We start from the raw sequence: 22,728 nt of genomic DNA on the forward strand, positions 1-22,728 counted from the left end.
CCTTTCGTGATCTAGATCAGGTCGAATGCCCGGTAGTAGTTGCCGTCGCTCAGCCGTCCGAAGAGCGACAACGCCTGTCCGTTGAACCGTCCCGGGTAGGCGACTATCACGGGAATCTCCTCGAACAGGTACTGGATATTGTCGAGGATGTTGTGCGCTCTCATGAACGGGTACACCTCGCCGATGCCGGTGATAAGGAGCACATCGCCGGGTTGGTTGGGCTTATCGGCAATCTTTCTCGCGAAAGCCTCTGGACTTGCAACAGTAGATAGCTGCCTGAGCATCTGCGCCTGGCCCTTCTTCGCCTCCATCTTCGGAATGGCGGCCGCGATGCGCTTCTCGTCGCAGATCGCAAGCAGGATGTCGTAGAGGTTCTTCTCGCGGATGTTGCATGGCAGCGATGGATCCGCCTTGAGCTTGTCGAAGAAGCGTCGGGCTTTGTTCTTGAGCCTGGGGTCATAGCAGAAGGTGTATATGCCGACCTCGTTGCCGAGCCCGCGGTTGTGCAGGAAGTCCGCCTGACGCAGGCGTGCCTTACATGCTTCGCAGCGGGCCTCGAACTCGGCGACAGCCTTGTCGCTCGGCTTGTCGATATAGGTTGCAGGCATTAAAGAGCCTCCCTTATTCCGAATGAAGCAAGGGCAGCGAAGTCCTCGCGCTCGCGCAGGATGTCCTCGAAATCAGGATCAAGAAGTACTTGCTGCAGATGCCCGTCCTTGGTGAGGACGTCGGCCTCAAGCAGGCATCTGCGCAGCACCGACTTGAGCTTCGTCACGGTAGAGTCCGCAATGGTCGCGAAGTTCTCGTACTCCGCCATTAGCTCCGTGAAGTAAGCATTCATGTCCGTACGCGTGAAGCTGTAATCTAACTCTGCGTAATGACGCGCGATCTCGGTGGTCATGAAGTGTCGCATCAGCGGGTATGCCGACATCATCGCATAGAGGTTCACCTGTGCAGCCACCCCAGGCATGCCGTCGGAGATGATTCGCGTGAGACGTTCATCGGCCAGTGCGTCAATGCGCTTGTTGCAAACTCCGGCAATGTTGCGAAGCATGCGCTCGGTCGGGTATTGGAATAGATTCTCCGTTTGAGCCTTCTCGATGACTTCCTTTTCGCTTGCGCCGTCTAGACGCATACGAGCCACTATTCTCGTTTCCTTGAGGAGCCATTGTTCACGGGTCATGACTCCGCCGGACAGCTTTTTATTCTTCGCCATCGAACAGCTCCTTGTTGGCGAGGACCTCTTCGACGGCGAGCGAGGTCAACAGGGCTGAAAGGCTCACGCACTTCTCCTGCGCGATGGTCTCCAGCGTCTCTTTCATCTCCGGCGTCGCAGCGAATATGATCCGCTCCGTCTTCTTCGCGCCGAGTACGCGTTTTCTCAGCTCCTGCTCGTCCATCGAAGTACGCCCTTCCCGGTCGCGCTTGTTGTGATAAATCTTATGAAAATTTTAGCACAGCTGGGTGTCTTTGTAGTCGGAGTTTACGGTTTTCGGGGCATCGGCTCCTCAATTCACCTCGTCAAACCGCAGCCGACGATCCCAGACTCGAAGCAATGTGACAGCTCAAGGCGTTCCTCGAACCGATACCAGCAGCATCCGTCGGCAAACGGAACCTCGGACGTCATCATCGACGCCGCACACGCACATGACCGCAATCTCCATGCGCGCGAGTTCTGTTACCTTGCCAGACGTCCATCTTCGGCGAGCACTTCCACATCACAGGGCGATGGCATTCCACGTTCCATCATCGGATAAATGCCCCACCCTGTCATCCACGCCTCGATTCCACGTAACCGCGGCGAACCAACATCCGGCCTTGACGCCTTCGCAAGTTCAGCTGACGCCTCCTGACGCATCGGTGCCCCAATGGCTTCTCCTTGGACACGCATTGCCGCACGGAACCCACCGGACGTGCAAGGACCCGCGATGTTTTCGAAAGACTTTTCCCGGGAGAACCGATTCATCCAAGACCGTCAAAACTCTTTGGAAAACACCGGAGGAAGACAGCTATTCCAAGTCCTCCTTCGCTTTCCACCCTTGCACGCTCGCTGGAGCCCGAGCGTCAGCCGCGCCACAAGGCGGAAGGCCAACGGGGCGAGCCGCCGAGAAACCAGGAGGTCAATCATGTCAGAACTCAAGCAGAAGGCCATCAAGGCAGCAGGAGCGTTCCTTACCCGCCGCGGCTACGAAGTACTCGAGACCGAGTGGAGATCCGAGGACGGAGGCGCCATAGATGTGGTGGCACGCGACGAGGACGCCATCGTGTTCTGCGACGTGGAGGCGAGAAGCGGCATCGAGAAGGGCATGCCCGGCGAGGGCGGCGAAGGTGCCCGCGAGCGGATGGAGATCAACGCGGCCAGATGGCTCAGCGAGCACGGCGACGATCCCGACAACGTGGACATCACCATTCGTTTCGACCATATCTCGATGCTGGTAGTCGGCGAGAACCGCGCCCTTTTGAGGCACCACATCAACTGCCTCGGGTCCGACCTCACCGCCAGCTCGGCCGACTGAGGCATCCCGGCTGAAGCCGGATTCCCAAAAGCCGCCTCGGGCATCCCGCCCGTGGCGGCCTCCAAAAATGACTGCGAAAGGAATGATTGATATGACCGAAGCGACAATGGAAATGCGCGACGAGACGATGGGGCTCGAACCGCTCTTCACGATCAGGGATCTTGCCGGTTATCTGCAGGTGAGTACGACGACGGTCTACCGTCTCATCAAGGACGGCGCGCTCACCGGGACGCGAATCGGGCAGAGCCTGCGCTTCACCCGCAAGAACATCGAGGACCTGCTCGAACTCTGCGTCTTCGGCGAGGACCGCTGACAACGCGGCGGCCATAGGCCCCGGGCATGCGCCCGGGGCCTTAGCGTACGTGATGGATGCCGATTGCTGCCAAGCGGTTTCCCGAGACTGCGCGCCCCGGTCCTGCGGCAAGGTGCAAGCACCCTGCACCCAGCTGCCGTTTCGGGATGTTGTGGGTCCCGAAACGGTTTCGTTGGAGGCCCGACTAGACGTAAGTATATTCAGGGGCTAGGACACTACGTATCCGACTTTGTTAACCCCGATTACGTCACGGCTGAGCTGCTTTACTCCAAGAGTATGTAGTCCTGTCAGTTTGACGTTCGCCGCCCGCGCGCGAGTTTCGCCGTACCCCTCTTGTTTGAACTCTGAAGTCTTGAACCTCGCGCCTTTTATGTCAAGTTCCTTGAGCATTTGAGGCGGGACACTCTCATCTTGCTCGACCAAGCCGAAGAATGTCAGACCCGAAGCGATTGATGCCTTCAGCAGACATGCCTTGAGAGGCGTGAACGCAAGGCATCCCACTGCGGAGCCGACTGCTGATCCGATGAGCATCGGAATAACGGCTTCTGGCGCTATGGCGGATGCTATCGCAGCGCCGACAAGCGAAAGGATAGAAACGAAAACGCCCTGTGCAAGATTGTTGGCAAAGTCGCTTGTCATCTTTTTCCCGAGGGCAAGTAGATAGGCGCCCTTGCATGTCTCAATCGTCAGCACCACCAATGTGCCCACCACAGCAGGGCCAACTGGCTTCGAAATCATCTTCTTGATGACTTCGCCAAACATGCCCTTTCCAGCAGCCACGGTTATCGCAGCTGTCGCTGACCCGTTTACGAAGCCCGTTGCGCCGCCATCCAGCGTTGCCGCCCCGATTGCGCGAAGGCTATTTTCATCCAGCTCGCCTTTGGCGATTAGATAGTCGATCGCTTTGTAGATTTCGGGAACCATCTTCACGGCGGCGGAGATGGCCGCCGCCGTTGCGCCGGCCTTAAGCGCTTGCGCCATCAAGTTCTCAACCTTGACGAGCTCGGCTGCGGTCATGCCGTCGGCTTCCGGATTGAGCTCCTTGCCGCTGCTTACCGCTATCGCCTTTTGACGCGCATCATCGAGCGTGAGTGGGCTGCTCGTTACGCCGTCCTTCGTCTCGACCCTGTCCGTCAGTGCATCGGAAACCTTTTGCCACCTCGAGGCCTCTTCCATCCTGCCAAGGGCTTTCGCTTTGGCAAGTCTTTTGAAGGCATCGGCCTGGCAGTCGGCGAGCTTGTCGGCGGCAACCAGGTTTCATTGTCCATCGTACAAAAGATCGGTGGGCAACTTGCCCCCAAAGCCCTTGGAGGCCGCCCATTCGCTGAAACTCAGATTCGAGCTTGCTTTCGACCTCTCGTAAACCTCGCGAAGGGTTGTCCCTAAGACCTTCACGGTTTCCTTGGGGTTGCTGTAGAACTTGAGCTGATAAGACCCATCGACGAGCGCCCCCACGTCAGCGGATCCGAGTCTAGTCGACTTTAGGACCTCCATCACGGAATCCTTGCCCTTTACCGCCGCATCGACATTCGCAGTTCCGGAAGCCCATTCTTCAGCCAGGAACCCTTTGAGTGATTCTTGTGCCGGTACAGTCGCCTTGTAGTAGTCGTAGGCGTTCATACACCTGTAAAGCTCGTTAATAGACTTTTCAACTTGCCCGATGTACTCAGAGCCAGCCGCTGCGCCCCATGTCGCTGCGCCTTGCTTTACAGCAAACGCATATCCCTGTCCAAATTCGCTCATGACTAGGCCTCGACGAACGAACGTAGATGCTCGAGGTAGAGCAACTTGACAGCAAATCGATACTTCTGATCCTTGATGTCACCGCCCTTTTTGACGAGAGTAATCTTGCTGCCGGCAAAATCAGCAGCTTTGCCAGCAAGCCACAAGGGAGCAATCTTTTTCTGCTCGTTTTCTGGCTCGGATCTTGGTCGCAATTCAGAAAGCAGGTTATCGAGATCTTGCCCGCATTCATGGGCATATTCGAGGAATTCCCGGTACCCGTTGTCACTGAGGTTCTTCTCGTCGACGTAAACGCAAGCTTGCTTGCCACTGATGCAGATGCTTATTCCATGTTCGACAATCTTGGTTGTAGCTTCGGTCTCGATCGCATCGACGTAGTCTCTTGCGGTCTTGGGGTGGCCGATGAAGATAATTTTCTGGTCTGAGGAGAGCGGCGTCGCAGCGAATCTCTTCTCATCAAAGACCGAAGCTTCGACAGAACCATCGACAGGGCCAACGATGTTCTCGCCGTCATCATCATTGGCACCAATCAGAGTATAGAGCTGCTTGCTATATTTCCCGCAGCCTTTTGCCTCGACTATTACAACCGATTCTTTGGTTCCAAACATCTTTGCGCCTTCCGTACCGTATTTCTTCTTGAAGTTGATTATAGAAGAGCCGCTGCACGCTAATGTGATTACGCCGATAGATTGTTCTATTTCTTCCTGTTCAATATTAAAAGCGTTCACTATTGAACTCTTTTCTGATATGATGGAGAACGTGATAGATAAACGTCCGGCGAACCTCTTCCACAATCCGCTCGCCGGACCCGGTGCAAGGGAGGGCTTATGCGGACTCTCGCGATAAGCAACTACAAGGGAGACGTGGGCAAGACCACGACCGCCGTGAACCTGGCGACCATCTACGCCGGGCAGGGGCGGCGGGTGCTGCTCATCGATCTCGATCCGCAGGCATCCGCCACCGACTTCTTCGGGTTGTACGGGCGCGCCGAGGAAGAGAGGAGGACTTCGGTCGAGCTGCTCTACGGAAACACCACCGTGACAGATGTGGCCTATGGCACCGATGTCGACGGACTTTCCGTGGTGCCCTCGGTCATCGACCTCATCGACCAGAACGAGCTGCTGCTGCGCGAGCAGCGCCTGAAGTTCGCGCTCGACGACGCGGCAGACGACTTCGACATCTGCATCATCGACTGCAGCCCCGTGATGAAGCGCCTGGCCTTCAACGCCTATCTCGCGACATCGGGCGACGGCATGATCGTCATCCCCGTGAAACTGGACGGCTCCGTCATGCGCGGCACTGCACTCACGGCGAACGCCACGCGCGCCATCGCCGATGCACTGCGTATGCCCACGCCCAAGTACCGCATCCTGCGCACCTGCGTGCCGGGGCGGCAGACCCGAAGCGAGGCGATCGGGACCGACGTGCTCGACAGCTTCTTCCCGGATGAGCAGTTCCGCACCGTCATACATGCGTCCACGAAGGTGTGCGAGGGGTCGTGGCAGTGGAGGCCCGTTGTGGCGTTCGAGCCGAAGAGCCGTCCCGCCCGGGAATATCTGGCGCTCGCGGAGGAGATCGACCATGAGTGCGCGTAGCGACGTGGCGGCGGGATTCTCCATCAGCGGGCTGCTGGACTCCACATCCAAGACGCGCAGCCGCTTCCCCGTCGTCGAGATAGCGGTGGACCTCATCGCAGACCATCCGTCAAACACCGTCTATTCCATGGATGAGGCCGGTATCCGAGCCTTGGCGGACTCCATCGAGCGCGACGGCCTCACTGACCTTCCTCTTGTCAGAAAGCTCCCGGACGCCTCGTGGCAGATGATTTCCGGCCACCGCCGCAAGGCTGCGTACGAATTGCTGGCCGAACGCGATGAGAGGTTCGCCAGGATGCCGTGCCGCGTGGCCGAGAACATCGACGACGCGCAGGCGCTCGTGCTGCTGCACACCGCCAACTACTTCGTGCGCGAACTCTCCATCACCGAGCGTGCGGCAGCGACCCGCGCCCTCGGCATCGAGGTGGAGCGCAAGCGCCGCGAGGATCCGGATCTTTCAGGCAGGCGCACCGAGGACATCAAGGCCGATATTTTGGCCGAGCAGACCGGAAGGCGCGTTTCGGGCAAGACCATCAAGCGTGAGGAGGCTTTGGCGAAGACGATTGAGGCCGAGCTCTCCGAAGAGTGGAAGGCGGCGGCCAACTCCGGCAAGATCTCCGCCAAGGCGGTTTCCGCCCTGGCCGCCCTGCCCCGCGACGAGCAGACGCGAATCGCTGAGGGAACGCATCTCAAGGGCCTCACCAAGCGGCAGCGGACGGATGCCATCCAGGCCGCCATCGGAATCACCCCGCAGCCTGACCGAAAGCTCGTCCATTCCCGCAAGAGCCTTGCCAGCTATGCTGCCTCGATCGATCGAAACGTCAGTCAGGCGGACCTTGAGACGATCGGCGAGATCGCGAGAATCGCGCGGGCCTTGATGGAACGGACGGTCTCGGACAAGGATGGGCCGCCGGGAGGGCTTTAGAGTCCAATCGTAGCAAGTAGCCCATCTTGTATCACGTTCGTCCGAACGCTCGCAAGATGGTACTTGGCCCGGGGAGTCGGGGAGGGCTTCGGCATCGACGGCACCGACCTCCGCCGTCTGCCGCCCCACCCGGTCCCGGGCGCACGCCAGCGCCGATTCGCTCATCGCGAATCAGGTGATGACTGCGGGGGCTGCCCCCGCTCCCCGTTTTGAGAAGAGAGCCGAAGCCAGCAGCTTCCACATTCCGCCGGCGATGCAAAGGAGAAAACGATGGCTAAACGAAAGGACAGGTTCGTCCACTGCCGGCTCTCGGAAGCCGACTTCGAGCGCTTCCACGCGCACGCCGAGGAACTTGAGCTCGCGCCTTCTGAGTATCTGCGCTACATGATCCGCATCCCCGTGGACGCTGATGGCGCAGACGGGAAGACCGTCGTCCTCGATACCAAGGCGCTGTCGCAGATCTACGGCGAGCTCGTACGCTGGGGCTACCATTACAACCAGGCTGTGCACGCGCTCAACACCATCGCGCTCTTCGCCAGCCGAGGCGGTAGCAACATCGACTACTTCGTCGAGCAACTCGAGAAGGCCAACCGCAATCTCGTGACCGTGCAGGCCGGCGAGCACGATGTCGAGAACAGGCTTCGCGAGCTGGAACGATCGACGTTGATCGGCGGTCGATGATGCCGATCGTGAAGGCCATATCCGGGCACACCGGCTGCCAGAAGGTGAAGACGTACCTCGAGAAGCGCAACCGCGCGCTCGCCCGCGACTTCTACAACCTCTCATGGGACGAACGCGCCATGGAGGGCTACGACGAGACCACGAAGGACGCCGTCGAATGGGCCGACGAGATGGACGCCACGCGTACCGGGAACGGAAACGACGAGGCCTACGAGGGCAGGCGCGCCCGCACCTACAAGCACTTGATCATCTCGCCCGATCCGGACGACCGCATAGACCTGGCTGCTCTGCGCGAGCTTGCAGGGACATGGGCCATGAGGTTCTTCGGAGACTATCAGGTGGCCATCGTGTACCACGACGACAACGAGAGCCGGATACCGCATGCGCACCTGATCGTGAACTGCACCAACCTCGCCACCGGAAACAGGCTGCACACCGACAACCCCTTCGAGTTGAACCGCGCCCTGCAGGACATGGCGCGCGGCCGAGGGCTGAGCGGGCTTTCCAACACCATGGAGCACGATGAGGGCCTCTCGCGACTGACGGCCAAGGACGCGCCCGAGGAGACCGCCAGGACCATGCAAGCAATCTATATGAGCCGTCCCGAGCGTGAGCTCGTGGATGGCGGCGCGTATTCCTGGGTGGCCGACATCCGGAGCCGTGTGGTGGTGGCGAAGGGACTCGCGCGCAATGAGAACGAGGTCCGAGGCATCCTGGACATGCTGTGCGTGGCCATGGCAGACAACTCGCCGAAGGCAACCAACAGGGATTGGATCTACTCGCTTGCTGATGATCCCAAGCGCAAGGTGACCGACGGGCGTCTGGGATACCCCTACAGCCGGCGCTCGCTTGAGAACGGTTTCGAGAACAAGGCGGCATACCGTCCCGATGCTGCTTCCTCGCGTACGATCCTGAAGGCCGCCAAGGACGCCGTGATGCTCAACGATCTTGCGGAGCTCGATCGGATGGCATCGGTATTGGAGACATGTACGAGGTTCGGGATGCGCAGCATCGCCGACTGCGACAAGCGCATCAAGGTCGTGGAGGCCCGCATCGAAAACGGCGACGGCAGCGAGACGGAGAAGAAGTCGCTCATAGCGCTGCAGGAGGCTCGTGACTTCGTGGCCGCCAACGGTCTGCTGCCCAGGACGACCGCACCGTTGAAGACAGGCAAGCCGAAGAACCCCGGCACTCATGGTGGAGGCAGGAAGAAGCTCGCCGAGGCCCATCACCCCAGGCAACGTGACGATCAGCGAAACGACCGCGAGAAGGGAGCACGCTGATGGATATCCGCATCAGGTATCGGAGCAACCGTATCGATGTGTTCGATACGGACACGTTCACGAAGTCGGAGCCTTTCGGCAACGTGAACATGCTCACAGACTTCGAGATCCTGTTCGACCAGCTGGGCGATACCGGCATCTGGCTTGCAGCACACAGCTATGACGCCAGCCAGTCCTACCGCGGCGAAGCGAAAGACGATTCGATCCCCGTGGCCCACCGCAAGAAGGGCTGGCGCTTCCTGCTGGCAGAGAGCAGCGAGATTGACGGAATCGAGACCGTGAGCATCGAAGGCAGCATCGTGCTGCAGCGCATCTGCGGCGAGCTCGTGGACGTCCTGAAACTCGACGAGACGGCTTCGGCGTGGATCGGCAACAGCGACAGCCTGGCTGCCGTTGACAAGGCCACGGAGCTGTTCGAGACGCTCTTGCGCTCAGTCCCGGCAGGCATTCCGCCTGAGGAAGTCGCGCGTATGTGCGGCTGCAGCATGGCGCTCATGAGCACCTTGCAGGCGATGGGGATCGCTATGGATGGGGACGATGGCGAAGAAGAGACGGAAGACGGCGACTGGATGGAGGGATTGGATCATGAGGACGTTGATTAAGGTGACGGGAGCGTTCGTGAGGTTTCTCGTGCATGCGGTGTTCAGGTTCATGTAGCAGATGACGATGAGTAAGATCATAGATTTACAGCATATGTAGCACTAATACCGCAGAGAGATTCATCATATCCTAATCTTCTATGAGGCGGCGAAATATGACGAGGGCGGCCGCTGCGAAATTATTGTTACCAATGGTCGTTGAGGTGAAAACAGTCGCCGCAATGAAGGACATAAGTTTGGCTACGCTAAAACTTGTAGATTGCAGTATTCTTATCAGCAGTTTGCTTTGCGGAGAAGGCGGATCGATCATGGTGAATTTTAGGCAACAGGATGACACAGATGGCCTTGGTGGTGGTATAAATACTAGTGACAGTACCCCGCACGCGAGCGGCAGCGCAGCGAACCAGGCGGGGTCATTTCTTTTTCCAAAGCCCGCACTTTCGTTCGAAGAGCAGCTGAATCATCTGATAGAGAATGACCTGGTTGTCAATGACGACGTTTTTGCCATCGCATGCCTCTCGAACATAAACTACTATCGCCTGCGTGGTTATTGGCTAACTCTGGAAGACAGAGGCGGGCGTTTCAGGGACGGCGTCAGCTTTGAGGACATGTGGGAAATCTACGAGCTCGATCGCAAGCTTCGCCTATGGCTCTGGAAGGCGATTGGCCCCATAGAGGTGAAGGCAAGGACCCAGTTTGCCTATTACCTTTCCCACTATCTCGGACCTCTCAGCTATCTTGATGCGTCGAATTTTTGGGATGAGCGCAGCCATGCCAAATCGATGCGCAATTTTGCGCGAGAACGCGATTGAGCGCGTAACCAAAACGTCCCGTACGTGGTTCACAACATGGATCACTATGGGAATCTACCGGTCTGGGCTGCGGTCGCGGTTATGTCTTTCGGTACACTCTCGCAGCTATACGGCAACTTACGTCACGATGCGGGGAGTACTGCCGATCACCCAGGCGTCTACGATGCAGTTGCTGATGCTTTCGGAATGCGAGCGATTTATCTCAAAAGCTGGCTCCATCACCTGACCACCGTACGAAACATAGCAGGGCACCATGACAGGTTCTACAACCGAGTGATGGCAATTCGGCCGCGTCTCCTCACTCGGGATGCACGTTATCAGTGCGATAAAGGGTTCCCCACACTTCTCGTCATCAAGAACATCTATGAGCTGTCTTGGCCCGCTCGATGGGCTGACTTGGGTGGAGAACTCACCGACATCATCGGTTCTCATTCAAGCGTCGAATTGCGGCCAATGGGCTTTCCTGGAGACTGGGAACGCGTGTTGGACCTCGATTAGGACTGCGGTTTCGCATGCTCCCATACAGTTCACTGCGAATCTAAGACCAGCCGGCAAGAATGACCGTTCTAGCCAATAGGGCTATCCCTATCGTCAGCGTTTTCCAGAAGTGAGTATTTCCTGAGTAGGGCCCAATTGACGACTTGCATGACTGAGTCGTTGAAATCAGTCTTCGTCAATCCGATTTGCGACAAGAGCTCCTTGTTTTTCCTGAATGTCCTATGCAGGAGTTGCCTGTCCTTGTCATCAAGATCAATCCGGTACAGCAGGTTACAGAGAGGGACGACTAGAGGCTTTGCCTTCGCATCGATTTCCACCGACCCCCGGCTAATGAACTCGTCTAAGTCCGCGTCTGTGTACTTCGGCTGCAGCCCCAATATCGGGTTGACCAGAAGCTGAGTTGATGCGTTCATCAAGTTGACATACGCCCCCAGTTCGTACTGCTGCAGCTCAGTCATCGAGCTGTAGTCAAGTCCAACGAAAGCAGTCCGCTCGGCTGCTTCATCGAGCTTGCGCCCCTCATCATCGATGTGGCGTACGCGCTCGTTCAACTCCACGATCGCCAGCTCATAGGATTTTGCATCGCGCTTGTTTATCAAGGTAAAGATATCCTCGATTCGCTTCTGGTCATTCTTACCTTTAATCAATAGAGCACCGCTTCCCAGCAAAGCCACTCCAGCGATAGCACAACCTATGGGACCGGCCAGAGCAAGGAGTGCTTCCCCTGCCGCCATGCCTCCGCCACCTGCAACGAGCGCACCCCGCCAAGCCATGCCAAGGCTGCATTGGTAGCAGCAGCACCGCTCAGCGCGGAAATGGCGGTTCTCGTGGATGCAACGCCAAACGTCGTCGCCATGCCCATAGCCGCAGTAGGTCCCAAGGCCGCCACGGCAACCCCGGCACCAGCTCCCGCAGTGCCTTTGCCAACATTCTTTGCTTTTGCCACAGCATAATCGGATTCTGTTTTCTCAACCTGTTGCTTCCAGAGTAAGCGGATCTTCTTGACTTTTTCGTACTCGAGGCGCTTCTCTTCGGGAATGTTTCGAATTCTGTCGAATTGGTCCTGGAGGGTCCCAAGGTCATCGTAGAGTTTGGCAGAGCGGCTCCCTAGCTCCTCGATCTTTGTGTTTGCTCTATCAAGCGCCGCTTCAGCCCTTTTTCTTGATTCCTCCAGACTGGATTCCTTCTTGCTCATTTCTTGCCTCCGGCGAAGTACGTATCGATGTCAGATTTCATTCTGAGCACTTTGTCGTTTGGCACCTTACGCAGGTCGGCCAGTTGCACAGAGGCTTCAAATGCCCGGATATACATATCACTGCTTCTGAATTCGTCGATGAAGCAGACAAGGTGCTTGTCGTTGTACAGATCAGCCAGTTGGGAAAGTCCGAACAGGTAGTCCTCGACGATGGTCTTCTCCCGCAATGCCAGCTGTGCGCTTGCCTGGGCACCACGTATCGAGGCTGCTCGTTTGGCTTCACCATAAAACGAGATGGTGAAACGCCCGACGCCCACGATATTGAGCCGCATGAAGAACTCAGGTGCATTGAAGGCGCCAGCGCCTGCCGCAAACGCCCGAATAGTGGCATCGCCTACGTCAAGCATACAGAAGGTCCCGTGCGCTACGGTAAGCATCCTTTCCACAGTAGGATTCGAGAATGGTTCGCAAACCTTCCATATCTCGGAGATGGATTGCTTTTCGCCCTTGGTGTCCCCAAGGTACTTGACCAGGCGTCGTGTCGCGTAAAGCAACCTGACGATTACCTCGTTCACGAGTCGGGGATTACCTGGACCGCTTGAAAGCGTGCATCGTAGCCTTGTTCATATATCTTCAACGCCAGATCGCCGACATTCTTGTTGAAGGTAGATGTGGAAATGCCGAGTGTCCGTTTTAACGCAATGACATCGTTCGTCCATGCCCAAAAGGGAGAGGGTATGCCCATGCCTCGGCCCTTGCTGCCTGATGATCCCGACATATCGGAGACCAAATGGCCGAACTAGTTAACAAAGCCACAGATTTTATGTGTGCTTTTTGGGATCACGACGACGTCGTTCTCAATGAGCGCACGGAGGATCACCTGAGCAGGAGTCTTGCCATACTTAGCGCCGATCTCCGATAGGACTGGATGGGAGAAGATGCCCTTCATGCCTTCGGCAAAAGGAGCCCAGCTTTCGTGAGTAACGCCGAGCTTTGACATCACTGCATGCGCCGGCAGCTGCTGCCAGAAAGGATGCGTTTCCACTTGATTAACAGCGGGAGTGATGCGGGCGAAGGCGGCAAGGTCCGCAAGCCTCACGGCGTCGAAGTTCGATACACCAATGGCGCGGATCTTTCCGGCGTCGTAGGCGTCCTCAAGCGCGCGGTACGCGCCGTGGTAGTCGCCGTATGCCTGATGGAGCAGCATGAGATCGATGTAATCGGTGCCAAGCTTCGCAAGCGATTCCTCGATGGAAGCCGCCGCGCGCTCATAGGTGGCGTTGGAGACCCACACCTTGCTGGTTATGAAGATCTCTTCACGCGGAATCCCGCTCTTTGCGATCGCTGCTCCCACGCCTTCCTCGTTGCCATACGCTTGCGCGGTATCGATGAGTCGGTATCCGACGCTCAGGGCATCAGCGACGCATCGCTCGGCTTCAGCCGGACTCACCTGATACACGCCATACCCAAGGTAGGGCATGAGCACACTGTTATTGAGATTCTTGTACTTCATTTTTCCTCCTGGCGCGGCTGGTTATGCGCGCTCATGTGTTCTCTCGAGTTGGTGGTGTGGTGACTCACTGCTGCTGATCGAAGTCCATTGGGGTGGTGACGAAGGCGGGTGCTTCCTCCGCGACGTCGTAGTAGGCCTTCTGTGGGAAGGAGTTGATGCGTGCGACTTCCTCATCCGTCAGCGCGAAATCGAAGATGTTGAGGTTCTCGGCCATGTGGATGGGATTGGTGGTCTTGGGAAACACCACGTTGCCTTCCTGAATGTGCCACCGCAGGATGATCTGGCTGTTGGTCTTGCCATGCCGTGCAGCGATCTCGCTGATGAATGGGTCATCAATAAGAGCCTTGTCGCCGTGGCCCAGCGGGTACCAGCCCTCAACTATCACTCCCATGGGTTCGAGCCACGCCTTGATGTCATGCTGATTCCAGCGCGGATTGACTTCGATCTGAAGAACCTGAGGCGTCACAAATCCAGAGTCCAACACTTCTTGGAACTTCCTCTTGTTGAAGTTGGACAGTCCGATGGACCGGATCTTTCCCTCGGCCTGCGCCTCTTCAAGCGCACGCCACGCTTCGGTGTATGCACCGTAGGGTTGGTGAAGGAGCATAAGGTCTACGTACTCCGTGTCCAAGCGGCGAAGCGAGGCGTCAATCCCGCTCTTGCACTCCTCGTAACTGTAGTTCTGCGGGAAGAGCTTCGTTGTAATAAAGAAATCCTCTCGGGGCACTGAGGAGTCGCGTACAACTTCGCCCACAGCCACCTCGTTGAAGTACGCATTGGCGGTATCGATGTGGCGGTAACCCAACTCAATAGCCGTTGGAAGGCTCTTCTTGACTTCGGCGCTACTCATCATGAATACGCCGAAACCCATCGCCGGGATGGTAAGTCCGTTGTTCATCGTGAACTGTTCCACGAGTCTCTCCTTTGTCTGGGGGCCGCGGGGTGCAGGTGCGGCCGCATGGCGCGGACAGACGGAAGTGCACATGGCACTGTCAACGTGCGGCTTGCTTGTCTCGATACAATTCTTGCATCCATATTTTGAGTAAGTACAATGCGTATATTGAGTTTTGCTATTCAGTTTATGCATAGCTCACAAGGTTGGCGCACGGAGGAGGATCGATTGGACCTTGAGCAACTCAAGCAGCTGGTTGCCATCGCGCATCACGGTTCGGTTTCCGCCGCGGCAGAAGAGCTTGGCTATTCGCAGCCTGCCTTGAGCAGGTCCATTCAACGTCTGGAGCGGGAGCTCGGGTGTCAGCTCTTCGAACGCACCAAGAACAAAGTGACGCTCAACGAAGCAGGCCGCATAACTCTGGAGTACGCCGCGGAGATTCTACGTTCGGATCGGCGCCTGAGGGACAGGCTGAGCCTCTTGGCCAACCGTAGCCGCACGCTGCGCATAGGAACTTGTGCTCCGGCCCCGCTGTGGCGATTGACGTCGCTCATCGTGGAGCGATTGCCGGGAACCATGATTGGCCCTGTCATGATGAGTGAAGACGAGGTTGAGCGAGCGGTGTACAACCGTGAGGTCGACTTCGGGATTACTCTCAAGCCGCTTCCGCTTCCGGGCATTCAGTCTGTGCCATTCATGCATGAAAGCCTTGCGCTCAACATCCCCACCACCGATCCGCTTGCCGCGTGTGAGAGCCTCCGGTTTGCTGACGTAGACGGGCGCAGGTTCCTAGTCTTGCAGGACATCGGATTCTGGTGGGACGTATGCGTGAACCATCTGCCCACGTCTGAGTTCGTGCGGCAGTCTGACCGCGAAGTGTTCCGCAAGCTAGCTGAGAGCACGGACGCGCTGACGTTTGTCACGAACGCCGCTGTTTCCAGCACGCCGGGGCGCACCCCAGTTCCTTTGGACGACGACGAAGCCCACGTTACGTTCTACGTGCACATGTCCGAAGGTGTGGGCCCGGAGCTGCGCTCAGCGGTACGGCAGGCCGCGCTTCAAGAGTGAGTAGTTTTCTCACGGACTGCCACGGGTAAAGCGCTCTAGGAGCAATCCGGGCCACACAAGCGGGTTGCTGGCAGGGAGAACAGATGGCATGACGTGGGGGAGGGCTAGCGGTGGATCACCACCGCTAGCCCTCCCCGCAAGCTCGGCCCAACTGGCCCGCTCTCACCATCCCTTTGGCAGCGGACGCCCCTCCTGGAAACCTGCTGCGGACTGCACACCCACCACAGCGCGTTCTGCGAACTCCGCCAAGCTGCGTGCTCCCGCATAGGTGCAGGAGGAGCGCACACCGGAGGTGATCTCGTCCAAGAGATGTTCCACCCCCGGGCGGGCCGGATCCAAATACATCTTCGAAGAAGAGATGCCTTCTTCATACAGTGCCTTGCGAGCGCGCTCGAACGAGTCGGCGCCAGCTGTGCGGGCGGCTACGGCGCGGGCCGAAGCCATCCCGAAGCTCTCTTTGTATTGGCGTCCATTGCTGTCCACCTGCAGAACTCCGGGTGATTCGAGGGTCCCGGCAAACCATGAGCCCACCATGACTTGGCTGGCGCCCGCTGCGATTGCCAGCGCGACGTCGCGTGGGTGGCGCACTCCGCCATCGGCCCACACATGCTTGCCCAGCTGCCGGGCGGCTTGGGAACACTCAAGTACAGCGGAAAACTGCGGGCGGCCCACAGCTGTCTGCATACGGGTGGTGCACATAGCACCCGGCCCAACACCGACCTTGATGATGTCTGCACCTGCTTCCACCAGATCCTCAACGCCAGCCGCTGTGACTACGTTGCCAGCCACGACCGGGACAGAGGGATTCACAGAGCGAACGCGACGAAGCGCCTCGATCATCTTTTCCTGATGTCCATGAGCGGTATCTACCACGAGGCAGTCGACGCCCGCTGCCACAAGTTCTTCGACGCGAGGTTCGATCGCGCCATTGATGCCAATTGCGGCGCCGATTCGGAGGTGCCCGAGGGAATCAACTGCAGGCGCGTATATGCTGGACCGCACGATGCCATCGGCCGTCAACACGCCCACGAGGGCGCCCGCGTCAACCACAGGTACAAACTTGCGCCGGCGGTACTTGAGTTGCTCGTAGACGGCGCGCAGACGTACGCCGTCGGCCCCAATCTCAGAGATTTCCAGTACTTCGGGTTCAGGCGTCATGACCGTATCTGCCTGCGCGAAGCGGTCCGCGCCTTCGCAGTCTGACATCGTGACGATGCCAATTGGCTTTCCGCCCTCGACCACCACTGCTGCACCGTGGGTTCGGCGCGGGATAAGGGAGACCACTGTGGCAATTGGATCGTCAGGGCGCACCGTAATTGCCGTCTCAACCACAGTGTGTGCTGACTTTACGCGTCCAGTCACCTTTGTGACCACGTCAGTTGGAATGTCTTGAGGGATGATGGCCATGCCGCCGCGCCGAGCCACGGTCTCCGCCATGCGCCGCCCGGACACGGCGGTCATGTTTGCCACGATGATGGGAATGGTAGTTCCCGTTCCATCGTTAGTTGAAAGGTCGACGTCGAAGCGCGAGGTCACATCCGAACGTGACGGAACCAAGAAGACGTCGTCGTAAGTTAGGTCGTGTGTGGGATCTTGCCCCGGTAGAAAACGCATGGTTTCAGTTTAGGCGGCGATGTGTTCGGTTGCGCCAATAGCCCCAAGCACGGCGAACAGAGCTGTGGTACGAATTAACGCCGCGGGATGAGTACTCGCTTGTTTGTGGCGTTCCCGACCAACTCCAATCAACAAGCCGATTCCGAGCGTACGGCCGAACGCAACTGGTGTGCTGGAATCCACGGCCACACCTCACCTCGGTGGTGTTTACCTGAGCTTGGAGTGCGTGGTTTCCTTCTGTAAGTGTTTCTTGATCCGGTAGGTAGTCCTCTTGCCGTGCCAACCTCCAAAGCGAGGCTCAAACGGACTGTTCGCATGAAAACGAGCACACCGGCAACAGACTCGCTAGCTGTATGAGCCGCGAAAAGCAAGGCCAAAGGTCCCAATATGGCGCTGTGGTTTCTCACAGGCGGTCAGATGGCCATCCTTTGGCTTGATTCCGCGGAATGTGAGCGGCCGCACGGCCATTTTTCGCCCAACTCCAATGACTTAAGGAATGGAACGAGTCAAACTAGGAATATCCACAAGGACTACCTCTTCAGGAGATTAGCAATGGAGCGCACCACTACGGACGTTGAGGCCACGACCCAAGAAGCATGGGCTGGTTTCACCACCGGAAATTGGACCGATAACATCGATGTCCGCGACTTTATCCAGAAGAATTACACGCCTTACGAAGGCGATGCATCCTTCTTGTCCGGTCCGACGGAGAAGACCCTGAAGGTTTGGGATACTCTCTCCAACAAGTATCTCAACGTGGAGCGTGAGCGCCGCGTCTACGACGTCGATACAAAGATTCCTGCCGACATCGATGCATTCCCGGCTGGCTACATTAGCGAAGATGACAACGTGATCGTCGGTCTCCAGACCGATGTCCCACTCAAGCGTGCAATGATGCCAAATGGCGGATGGCGCATGGTTGAAACAGCCATCAACGAAGCTGGCAAGGAAGTTGACGAAGACGTCAAGAAGATCTTCACCAAGTACCGCAAGACCCATAACGAAGCCGTCTTCGATATTTACACGCCACGGATCCGCGCTGCGCGTTCCTCCCACATCATCACAGGTCTTCCCGATGCCTACGGCCGTGGCCGCATCATCGGCGATTACCGCCGCGTGGCACTCTATGGCGTTGACAAGCTGATTGCCGAAAAGACGGCTTCTCGCGATTCGGTCGCGGATCAGCCCTTCACTGAGAACTGGGCACGCTTCCGCGAGGAGCACTCCGAGCAGATCAAGGCTCTCAAGAAGCTCAAGAACATGGCTGCTTCTTACGGCTTTGACGTCTCGGCCCCCGCCAAGACGGCCCAGGAAGCAGTTCAGTGGACTTACTTCGGCTACCTCGCTTCCGTGAAGTCACAGGACGGCGCCGCAATGTCGTTCGGCCGCCTCTCCGCCTTCTTCGATGTCTACTTTGAGCGCGATCTCAAGGCTGGCATTATCAACGAGGCCGACGCACAGGAAATGATCGATTCACTCGTTCTCAAGCTGCGCATCGTCCGCTTCCTTCGCACCATCGATTACGACCAGATCTTCTCCGGCGATCCATACTGGGCAACCTGGTCAGACGCTGGATTCGGCGAAGACGGCCGCACTTTGGTCACCAAGACCTCGTTCCGCTTGCTTCAGACGCTGCGTAACCTCGGTCCGGCACCGGAACCGAACATCACAATCTTCTGGGATGAGAACCTGCCTGCAGGTTACAAGGAGTTCTGCGCCGCGATCTCGATCGAGACGTCCTCCATCCAGTACGAATCCGATCCGCAGATTCGCGCCCACTGGGGCGACGACGCCGCCATCGCATGCTGCGTTTCGCCGATGCGCGTTGGAAAGCAGATGCAGTTCTTCGGAGCTCGCGTGAACGCCGCCAAGGCTCTGCTCTACGCCATCAACGGTGGCCGCGATGAGATGTCCGGCAAGCAGATCGTCAAGGGATACGAAGGTGTCCAAGGCGATGCTCCGCTCGAGTTCGACGATGTGTGGAAGAAGTACGAAGAGATGCTCGACTGGGTGGTTGGCACCTACGTTGAGGCGCTCAACATCATTCACTACAGCCACGATCGTTACGCATACGAGTCCATCGAAATGGCTCTCCACGATTCCGACATCGTTCGCACGATGGGCTGCGGTATCGCAGGCCTTTCCATCGTGGCCGACTCGCTTTCGGCCATCAAGTACGCCAAGGTGACACCGATTCGTGATGAAACCGGCCTCGTCGTCGACTACAAGACGGAAGGCGAATTCCCGACGTACGGTAACGATGATGACCGCGCCGACGACATCGCTGCGACTGTGGTTCACACCGTCATGTCAAAGATTCGCGAGATTCCGCTTTACCGCGATGCGGTTCCGACTCAGTCCGTGCTGACGATCACCTCTAACGTGGTGTACGGCAAGGCCACTGGTGCATTCCCGTCCGGTCACGAGGCTGGCACGCCATTTGCTCCAGGTGCGAACCCGGAGAACGGCATCGACACCCACGGCATGGTTGCCTCCATGCTTTCAGTGGGCAAGCTCGATTACAACGATGCGCTGGATGGCATTTCGCTGACCAACACGATCACCCCATCTGGATTGGGTCGCAACAAGGAAGAGCAGGTCTCCAACCTGGTCGGAATTCTTGACGCCGGCTTCATTCCCGAAGAGGACTGACTTATCGCGGCGCACCCTCGCGGTTCGGAAGCATGTGCTGGCGAACCGCGAGGGCGTGAACGGCGTGAATATGAGACGAGGTGAGGTGCAACTCATCCGCCTTTCTACCCCGTTTACACCAATATTTACTTGATAGAATCCAATTACTTGAGTGACAAGCATTTGTCTCAATATTTAGGAGCCGAAACATGGCAGCGATGACATTTGACGAGCGTCTTGCATCGATGAAGGCAGCCCGTTGCGATAACGGTGGCGTTCAGGGTCTCTACCACGCAAACATCAACGTGCTGGACCGTTCCACCCTCGAGGACGCAATTGAGCATCCCGAGAAGTACCCGAACCTCACCGTTCGCGTTTCTGGATATGCGGTTAACTTCGTCAAGCTGACCAAGGAGCAGCAGCTTGACGTTCTCTCCCGCACCTTCCATCACTCCGCCTGAGTGCAATGAGCGTTGAGATTGGGGCCGTCGGCGACCAGGATTTTCTGGCACCGGCGGCCCGTCTTCATGGTGCGGGAACAGCAGGACTTGCTGAACTGACTGACCTCGAGCACGCCGATCGCTTGAAGCGCATGCGCGATGGTTCGTTGGGGTCGGTGCATTCGTGGGAACTCGTGACGGCCGTTGACGGTCCCGGAACTCGGATGACCGTGTTCCTGGCTGGCTGCCCACTGCGCTGCCTGTACTGCCACAATCCTGACACGATGGCGATGCGAAACGGCGAACCCGTTGAAGCGGATGAGCTCCTGCGGCGCATCAAGCGCTACCGCAAGGTGTTCCGTTCTACTGGGGGCGGCCTCACCCTTTCCGGTGGTGAGGTTCTTATGCAGCCCGCATTCGCAAACCGCCTCCTGACGGGCGCGAAGGAAATGGGTATTCACACCTGCTTGGATACCTCCGGTTTCCTTGGCCGGGCCGCAAGCGACGAGATGCTCGCGAACGTGGATCTAGTTCTTCTGGATATCAAGTCTGGTGACCCAGACACGTATCTTGAGGTGACCGGGCGCCAACTTCAGCCCACCATCGATTTTGGAGACAGGCTGGATGCCAAGGGCATTGAGATCTGGATTCGATTTGTGCTTGTTCCCGGGCTGACCGATGATCCGGAGAACATCCGCAAAGCAGCAAAGATTGCTGCTCGATGGGGATCCGTTTCACGCGTCGAGGTGCTCGCCTTCCATCAGATGGGGCGCGACAAGTGGGAGAGTCTAGGAATGGACTACAAGCTCAAAGATGCAGTTCCGCCTACCTTTGAACAACTCGATCAGGCGCGCGCGATTTTCCGTGAGGAGGGCCTGACGGTCTTCTAACCCGAGGGTCTGACGGTCTTCTAACCCGAGGGTCTGACGGTCTTCTGAGCTGACGGCCGTGCGTCATGTTCATCTTCATCTGCCGGGATTGCGAACGCGGGATACCACCGCGCCTGCGAAGGTGGGAACATTGATGTATGAGCAGATACGAAGTCAATAATCCCAACACGGGCCGCACCGAGGAATCCTTCGAGTCTCTCAGCGCGGATGCCATTCCTGCCGTCATCGATCGAGCCCATCATGCCTTTCTCGGCTGGAAAGACAGCGATATGGAGGAGCGATCTGAGGTTCTTCATACGTTGGGGGAGCTGATCTCAGAAGAGAAGGAGCGCCTAGCTCGAATTATCGGACGCGAGATGGGCAAGCCACTCAAGGACGGAATAGCCGAACTCGATGCACTTGTGAAGCACGCCCATTGGTTCGCAGATAACGCGCCTAGCCTGTTGGAGCCCACCGTAGTGGAAGCCTCTGACGGGGTAACCACGTATGTCACTCACGATCCTCTTGGCGTCCTTCTGGGCATAATGCCATGGAACTTTCCCTATAACCAGATGGCTCGCTTTGTGCTGCCGCAGCTGATGGTGGGCAACGCGATTATCATGAAACAGGCATCGATATGCCCCGTTTCTTCGGCTGAGTTTGCTGCACTTCTTCTGCGCGCAGGCCTACCAGAAGGCGTGTACACAAACGCTTATGTGGACTCCGCCGATGTGGAACATGTGTTGGCTGATTTTCGCGTCAAAGGATTCTCCTTAACGGGGTCGGAAGCCGCAGGGCGATCCGTTGCAGCCATCGCCGGTAAGTATGGCAAGCGTTGCGTGCTCGAACTCGGCGGGAACGATCCGATGGTCATTCTTGATACCGACGACGTCGTCGCCATGGCGCGCAAAGCCGTCCAGATTCGTACGTTCAACGCGGGTCAAGTATGCACGTCACCAAAGCGAATCATCGTTGCATCCGAAATCTACGATGATTTCGTGGAAGCAGCTACCGATGCGGTTTCACAGATCAAGGTGGGTGCGTTCGATGAAGAAGGTGTGGACGTGGGCCCCCTTTCTTCCATTCAGGCACGCGACGAAGTTGTGGAACGGATTCAGATGGCGGTCAAGGATGGCGCCACCTTACGCTGGGGCGGCAGAAAGATCGATCGGCCAGGTGCCTTCATGGAGCCAGCGCTTCTTACGGGAGTAGGCGTGGATCAGGATCTTTCCTGTAACGAACTCTTTGGACCGGCGGTGGTCATCTACCGTGCTGAAGATGAGGAAGACGCTCTGCGAATTGCGAACGCCACTGAGTATGGCCTCCAGTCTTCGGTGTGGAGCACGGATGTTGAGAAGGCCGAATCCTTCGCGCGCAAGGTGCAAGCAGGCATGACGTTCGTCAATGCCCACCGTGAATCCGGTCCAGAGTATGCGTTTGGCGGTATCAATCGCTCGGGCTATGGGCGCGAGCAGGGCCAGTGGGGCCTCGCCCTTTTCACGAACGAGCACACGTTCCGCATTCACGATCACATTCTTTAG

The 22,728-nt window shown here is 57.6% G+C and carries 26 protein-coding genes and 1 pseudogene; 14 read left to right on the forward strand and 13 right to left on the reverse strand.

What is annotated here, in order from left to right; translation table 11 throughout:
• Positions 1–11: 11 nt before the first annotated feature.
• The 3 genes from H2O17_RS03435 to H2O17_RS03445 are packed head-to-tail and all read right to left on the reverse strand — an operon-like array spanning position 12 to position 1,400.
• Entirely contained in the window at positions 12–608 is a 597-nt protein-coding gene (locus tag H2O17_RS03435; protein ID WP_182050349.1) for a DUF1788 domain-containing protein, read from the reverse strand.
• Positions 608–1,216, reverse strand: coding sequence for a DUF1819 family protein (locus H2O17_RS03440; protein ID WP_182050350.1), 609 nt, complete (start codon positions 1,214–1,216; stop codon positions 608–610). Before H2O17_RS03440 ends, H2O17_RS03435 begins: the two co-directional genes overlap by 1 nt.
• Complete coding sequence (locus H2O17_RS03445) at positions 1,203–1,400, reverse strand: hypothetical protein (RefSeq protein WP_182050351.1); 198 nt, start codon at positions 1,398–1,400, stop codon at positions 1,203–1,205. The genes H2O17_RS03440 and H2O17_RS03445 overlap by 14 nt, the downstream gene beginning before the upstream one ends.
• A gap of 42 nt (positions 1,401–1,442) precedes the next feature.
• On the opposite strand from H2O17_RS03445, the gene H2O17_RS03450 reads away from it, so the two are divergent.
• From H2O17_RS03450 to H2O17_RS03460, 3 genes are all read left to right on the forward strand, one after another.
• On the forward strand, positions 1,443–1,757 hold the full coding sequence (locus H2O17_RS03450) for a hypothetical protein (RefSeq protein WP_182050352.1): 315 nt from the start codon (positions 1,443–1,445) through the stop codon (positions 1,755–1,757).
• A gap of 369 nt (positions 1,758–2,126) precedes the next feature.
• The gene (locus H2O17_RS03455) at positions 2,127–2,516 is read left to right on the forward strand and encodes a YraN family protein (protein ID WP_182050353.1); all 390 of its coding nucleotides are present in this window, start codon (positions 2,127–2,129) and stop codon (positions 2,514–2,516) included.
• Between the two features lie 91 nt (positions 2,517–2,607).
• The gene (locus H2O17_RS03460) at positions 2,608–2,829 is read left to right on the forward strand and encodes a helix-turn-helix domain-containing protein (protein ID WP_220456818.1); all 222 of its coding nucleotides are present in this window, start codon (positions 2,608–2,610) and stop codon (positions 2,827–2,829) included.
• Positions 2,830–3,036: 207 nt separating this feature from the next.
• Here the strand turns inward: H2O17_RS03460 and H2O17_RS03465 are convergent, their stop codons facing one another.
• The 3 genes from H2O17_RS03465 to H2O17_RS03475 all read right to left on the reverse strand — a co-directional run bounded on the left by H2O17_RS03465 (position 3,037) and on the right by H2O17_RS03475 (position 5,300).
• Positions 3,037–4,005, reverse strand: a complete 969-nt coding sequence (locus tag H2O17_RS03465; RefSeq protein WP_182050355.1) for a hypothetical protein — start codon at positions 4,003–4,005, stop codon at positions 3,037–3,039.
• Positions 4,006–4,086: 81 nt separating this feature from the next.
• Entirely contained in the window at positions 4,087–4,572 is a 486-nt protein-coding gene (locus tag H2O17_RS03470) for a hypothetical protein (protein WP_182050356.1), read from the reverse strand.
• Positions 4,573–4,574: 2 nt separating this feature from the next.
• Positions 4,575–5,300, reverse strand: coding sequence for a hypothetical protein (locus H2O17_RS03475; RefSeq protein ID WP_182050357.1), 726 nt, complete (start codon positions 5,298–5,300; stop codon positions 4,575–4,577).
• Positions 5,301–5,399: 99 nt separating this feature from the next.
• Here H2O17_RS03475 and H2O17_RS03480 point away from each other — a divergent pair, with 99 nt between their 5' ends.
• From H2O17_RS03480 to H2O17_RS11625, 6 genes and pseudogenes are all read left to right on the forward strand, one after another.
• Entirely contained in the window at positions 5,400–6,167 is a 768-nt protein-coding gene (locus H2O17_RS03480; RefSeq protein ID WP_182050358.1) for a ParA family protein, read from the forward strand.
• On the forward strand, positions 6,154–7,092 hold the full coding sequence (locus H2O17_RS03485; RefSeq protein ID WP_182050359.1) for a ParB/RepB/Spo0J family partition protein: 939 nt from the start codon (positions 6,154–6,156) through the stop codon (positions 7,090–7,092). The genes H2O17_RS03480 and H2O17_RS03485 overlap by 14 nt, the downstream gene beginning before the upstream one ends.
• Before the next feature lie 270 nt (positions 7,093–7,362).
• Positions 7,363–7,773 carry a hypothetical protein gene (locus tag H2O17_RS03490; protein WP_182050360.1) on the forward strand — a complete coding sequence of 137 codons (411 nt, stop codon included), beginning with the start codon at positions 7,363–7,365 and terminating at the stop codon, positions 7,771–7,773.
• Entirely contained in the window at positions 7,770–9,056 is a 1,287-nt protein-coding gene (locus tag H2O17_RS03495; protein ID WP_182050361.1) for a relaxase/mobilization nuclease domain-containing protein, read from the forward strand. Before H2O17_RS03490 ends, H2O17_RS03495 begins: the two co-directional genes overlap by 4 nt.
• Entirely contained in the window at positions 9,056–9,658 is a 603-nt protein-coding gene (locus tag H2O17_RS03500; RefSeq protein ID WP_182050362.1) for a hypothetical protein, read from the forward strand. Before H2O17_RS03495 ends, H2O17_RS03500 begins: the two co-directional genes overlap by 1 nt.
• 305 nt (positions 9,659–9,963) lie before the next feature.
• Positions 9,964–10,965, forward strand: a pseudogene (locus tag H2O17_RS11625) (Abi family protein).
• A 68-nt stretch (positions 10,966–11,033) separates the two neighbouring features.
• On the opposite strand, the gene H2O17_RS11490 reads toward H2O17_RS11625, so the two are convergent.
• The 5 genes from H2O17_RS11490 to H2O17_RS03530 all read right to left on the reverse strand — a co-directional run bounded on the left by H2O17_RS11490 (position 11,034) and on the right by H2O17_RS03530 (position 14,586).
• The gene (locus H2O17_RS11490; RefSeq protein ID WP_220456819.1) at positions 11,034–11,699 is read right to left on the reverse strand and encodes a hypothetical protein; all 666 of its coding nucleotides are present in this window, start codon (positions 11,697–11,699) and stop codon (positions 11,034–11,036) included.
• Positions 11,657–12,160 carry a hypothetical protein gene (locus H2O17_RS11495; protein WP_220456820.1) on the reverse strand — a complete coding sequence of 168 codons (504 nt, stop codon included), beginning with the start codon at positions 12,158–12,160 and terminating at the stop codon, positions 11,657–11,659. Before H2O17_RS11495 ends, H2O17_RS11490 begins: the two co-directional genes overlap by 43 nt.
• The gene (locus H2O17_RS03520; protein ID WP_182050365.1) at positions 12,157–12,597 is read right to left on the reverse strand and encodes a hypothetical protein; all 441 of its coding nucleotides are present in this window, start codon (positions 12,595–12,597) and stop codon (positions 12,157–12,159) included. The genes H2O17_RS11495 and H2O17_RS03520 overlap by 4 nt, the downstream gene beginning before the upstream one ends.
• Positions 12,598–12,959: 362 nt before the next feature.
• Positions 12,960–13,673, reverse strand: a complete 714-nt coding sequence (locus tag H2O17_RS03525) for an aldo/keto reductase (RefSeq protein ID WP_182050366.1) — start codon at positions 13,671–13,673, stop codon at positions 12,960–12,962.
• Between the two features lie 64 nt (positions 13,674–13,737).
• Positions 13,738–14,586: an aldo/keto reductase gene (locus H2O17_RS03530; protein ID WP_182050367.1), complete on the reverse strand. Its 849-nt coding sequence runs from the start codon at positions 14,584–14,586 to the stop codon at positions 13,738–13,740.
• 147 nt (positions 14,587–14,733) lie between these two features.
• Here H2O17_RS03530 and H2O17_RS03535 point away from each other — a divergent pair, with 147 nt between their 5' ends.
• Positions 14,734–15,633 (forward strand): LysR family transcriptional regulator, encoded by a 900-nt coding sequence (locus tag H2O17_RS03535; RefSeq protein ID WP_182050368.1) that lies wholly within the window; start codon positions 14,734–14,736, stop codon positions 15,631–15,633.
• Between the two features lie 162 nt (positions 15,634–15,795).
• Here the strand turns inward: H2O17_RS03535 and H2O17_RS03540 are convergent, their stop codons facing one another.
• Both H2O17_RS03540 and H2O17_RS03545 read right to left on the reverse strand, forming a co-directional pair.
• The gene (locus tag H2O17_RS03540; protein ID WP_182050369.1) at positions 15,796–17,247 is read right to left on the reverse strand and encodes a GuaB1 family IMP dehydrogenase-related protein; all 1,452 of its coding nucleotides are present in this window, start codon (positions 17,245–17,247) and stop codon (positions 15,796–15,798) included.
• Between the two features lie 9 nt (positions 17,248–17,256).
• On the reverse strand, positions 17,257–17,430 hold the full coding sequence (locus H2O17_RS03545; protein WP_182050370.1) for a hypothetical protein: 174 nt from the start codon (positions 17,428–17,430) through the stop codon (positions 17,257–17,259).
• A 369-nt stretch (positions 17,431–17,799) separates the two neighbouring features.
• Between H2O17_RS03545 and pflB the strand changes: the two genes are divergently transcribed.
• From pflB to H2O17_RS03565, 4 genes are all read left to right on the forward strand, one after another.
• Positions 17,800–19,899 (forward strand): formate C-acetyltransferase, encoded by a 2,100-nt coding sequence (gene pflB / locus H2O17_RS03550; RefSeq protein WP_182050371.1) that lies wholly within the window; start codon positions 17,800–17,802, stop codon positions 19,897–19,899.
• A 188-nt stretch (positions 19,900–20,087) separates the two neighbouring features.
• Positions 20,088–20,339 carry an autonomous glycyl radical cofactor GrcA2 gene (grcA2, locus tag H2O17_RS03555; RefSeq protein WP_182050372.1) on the forward strand — a complete coding sequence of 84 codons (252 nt, stop codon included), beginning with the start codon at positions 20,088–20,090 and terminating at the stop codon, positions 20,337–20,339.
• Between the two features lie 5 nt (positions 20,340–20,344).
• Positions 20,345–21,208: a pyruvate formate-lyase-activating protein gene (pflA, locus tag H2O17_RS03560; protein ID WP_182050373.1), complete on the forward strand. Its 864-nt coding sequence runs from the start codon at positions 20,345–20,347 to the stop codon at positions 21,206–21,208.
• A 137-nt stretch (positions 21,209–21,345) separates the two neighbouring features.
• Positions 21,346–22,728, forward strand: coding sequence for an aldehyde dehydrogenase family protein (locus H2O17_RS03565; protein WP_182050374.1), 1,383 nt, complete (start codon positions 21,346–21,348; stop codon positions 22,726–22,728).

This window comes from Changpingibacter yushuensis (assembly GCF_014041995.1).
Taxonomy (GTDB): domain Bacteria; phylum Actinomycetota; class Actinomycetes; order Actinomycetales; family Actinomycetaceae; genus Changpingibacter; species Changpingibacter yushuensis.

Excerpts from the sequence above, each read along its gene's own strand:
- H2O17_RS03435 (WP_182050349.1), bottom strand. The coding sequence starts at position 608 with ATGCCTGCAACCTATATCGACAAGCCGAGCGACAAGGCTGTCGCCGAG.
- H2O17_RS03440 (WP_182050350.1), bottom strand. The coding sequence starts at position 1,216 with ATGGCGAAGAATAAAAAGCTGTCCGGCGGAGTCATGACCCGTGAACAA.
- H2O17_RS03445 (WP_182050351.1), bottom strand. The coding sequence starts at position 1,400 with ATGGACGAGCAGGAGCTGAGAAAACGCGTACTCGGCGCGAAGAAGACG.
- H2O17_RS03450 (WP_182050352.1), top strand. The coding sequence starts at position 1,443 with ATGAAAATTTTAGCACAGCTGGGTGTCTTTGTAGTCGGAGTTTACGGT.
- H2O17_RS03455 (WP_182050353.1), top strand. The coding sequence starts at position 2,127 with ATGTCAGAACTCAAGCAGAAGGCCATCAAGGCAGCAGGAGCGTTCCTT.
- H2O17_RS03460 (WP_220456818.1), top strand. The coding sequence starts at position 2,608 with ATGACCGAAGCGACAATGGAAATGCGCGACGAGACGATGGGGCTCGAA.
- H2O17_RS03465 (WP_182050355.1), bottom strand. The coding sequence starts at position 4,005 with ATGGAAGAGGCCTCGAGGTGGCAAAAGGTTTCCGATGCACTGACGGAC.
- H2O17_RS03470 (WP_182050356.1), bottom strand. The coding sequence starts at position 4,572 with ATGAGCGAATTTGGACAGGGATATGCGTTTGCTGTAAAGCAAGGCGCA.
- H2O17_RS03480 (WP_182050358.1), top strand. The coding sequence starts at position 5,400 with ATGCGGACTCTCGCGATAAGCAACTACAAGGGAGACGTGGGCAAGACC.
- H2O17_RS03485 (WP_182050359.1), top strand. The coding sequence starts at position 6,154 with ATGAGTGCGCGTAGCGACGTGGCGGCGGGATTCTCCATCAGCGGGCTG.
- H2O17_RS03490 (WP_182050360.1), top strand. The coding sequence starts at position 7,363 with ATGGCTAAACGAAAGGACAGGTTCGTCCACTGCCGGCTCTCGGAAGCC.
- H2O17_RS03495 (WP_182050361.1), top strand. The coding sequence starts at position 7,770 with ATGATGCCGATCGTGAAGGCCATATCCGGGCACACCGGCTGCCAGAAG.
- H2O17_RS03500 (WP_182050362.1), top strand. The coding sequence starts at position 9,056 with ATGGATATCCGCATCAGGTATCGGAGCAACCGTATCGATGTGTTCGAT.
- H2O17_RS11490 (WP_220456819.1), bottom strand. The coding sequence starts at position 11,699 with ATGGCGGCAGGGGAAGCACTCCTTGCTCTGGCCGGTCCCATAGGTTGT.
- H2O17_RS11495 (WP_220456820.1), bottom strand. The coding sequence starts at position 12,160 with ATGAGCAAGAAGGAATCCAGTCTGGAGGAATCAAGAAAAAGGGCTGAA.
- H2O17_RS03520 (WP_182050365.1), bottom strand. The coding sequence starts at position 12,597 with ATGCTTACCGTAGCGCACGGGACCTTCTGTATGCTTGACGTAGGCGAT.
- H2O17_RS03525 (WP_182050366.1), bottom strand. The coding sequence starts at position 13,673 with ATGAAGTACAAGAATCTCAATAACAGTGTGCTCATGCCCTACCTTGGG.
- H2O17_RS03540 (WP_182050369.1), bottom strand. The coding sequence starts at position 17,247 with ATGCGTTTTCTACCGGGGCAAGATCCCACACACGACCTAACTTACGAC.
- pflB (WP_182050371.1), top strand. The coding sequence starts at position 17,800 with ATGGAGCGCACCACTACGGACGTTGAGGCCACGACCCAAGAAGCATGG.
- grcA2 (WP_182050372.1), top strand. The coding sequence starts at position 20,088 with ATGGCAGCGATGACATTTGACGAGCGTCTTGCATCGATGAAGGCAGCC.
- pflA (WP_182050373.1), top strand. The coding sequence starts at position 20,345 with ATGAGCGTTGAGATTGGGGCCGTCGGCGACCAGGATTTTCTGGCACCG.
- H2O17_RS03565 (WP_182050374.1), top strand. The coding sequence starts at position 21,346 with ATGAGCAGATACGAAGTCAATAATCCCAACACGGGCCGCACCGAGGAA.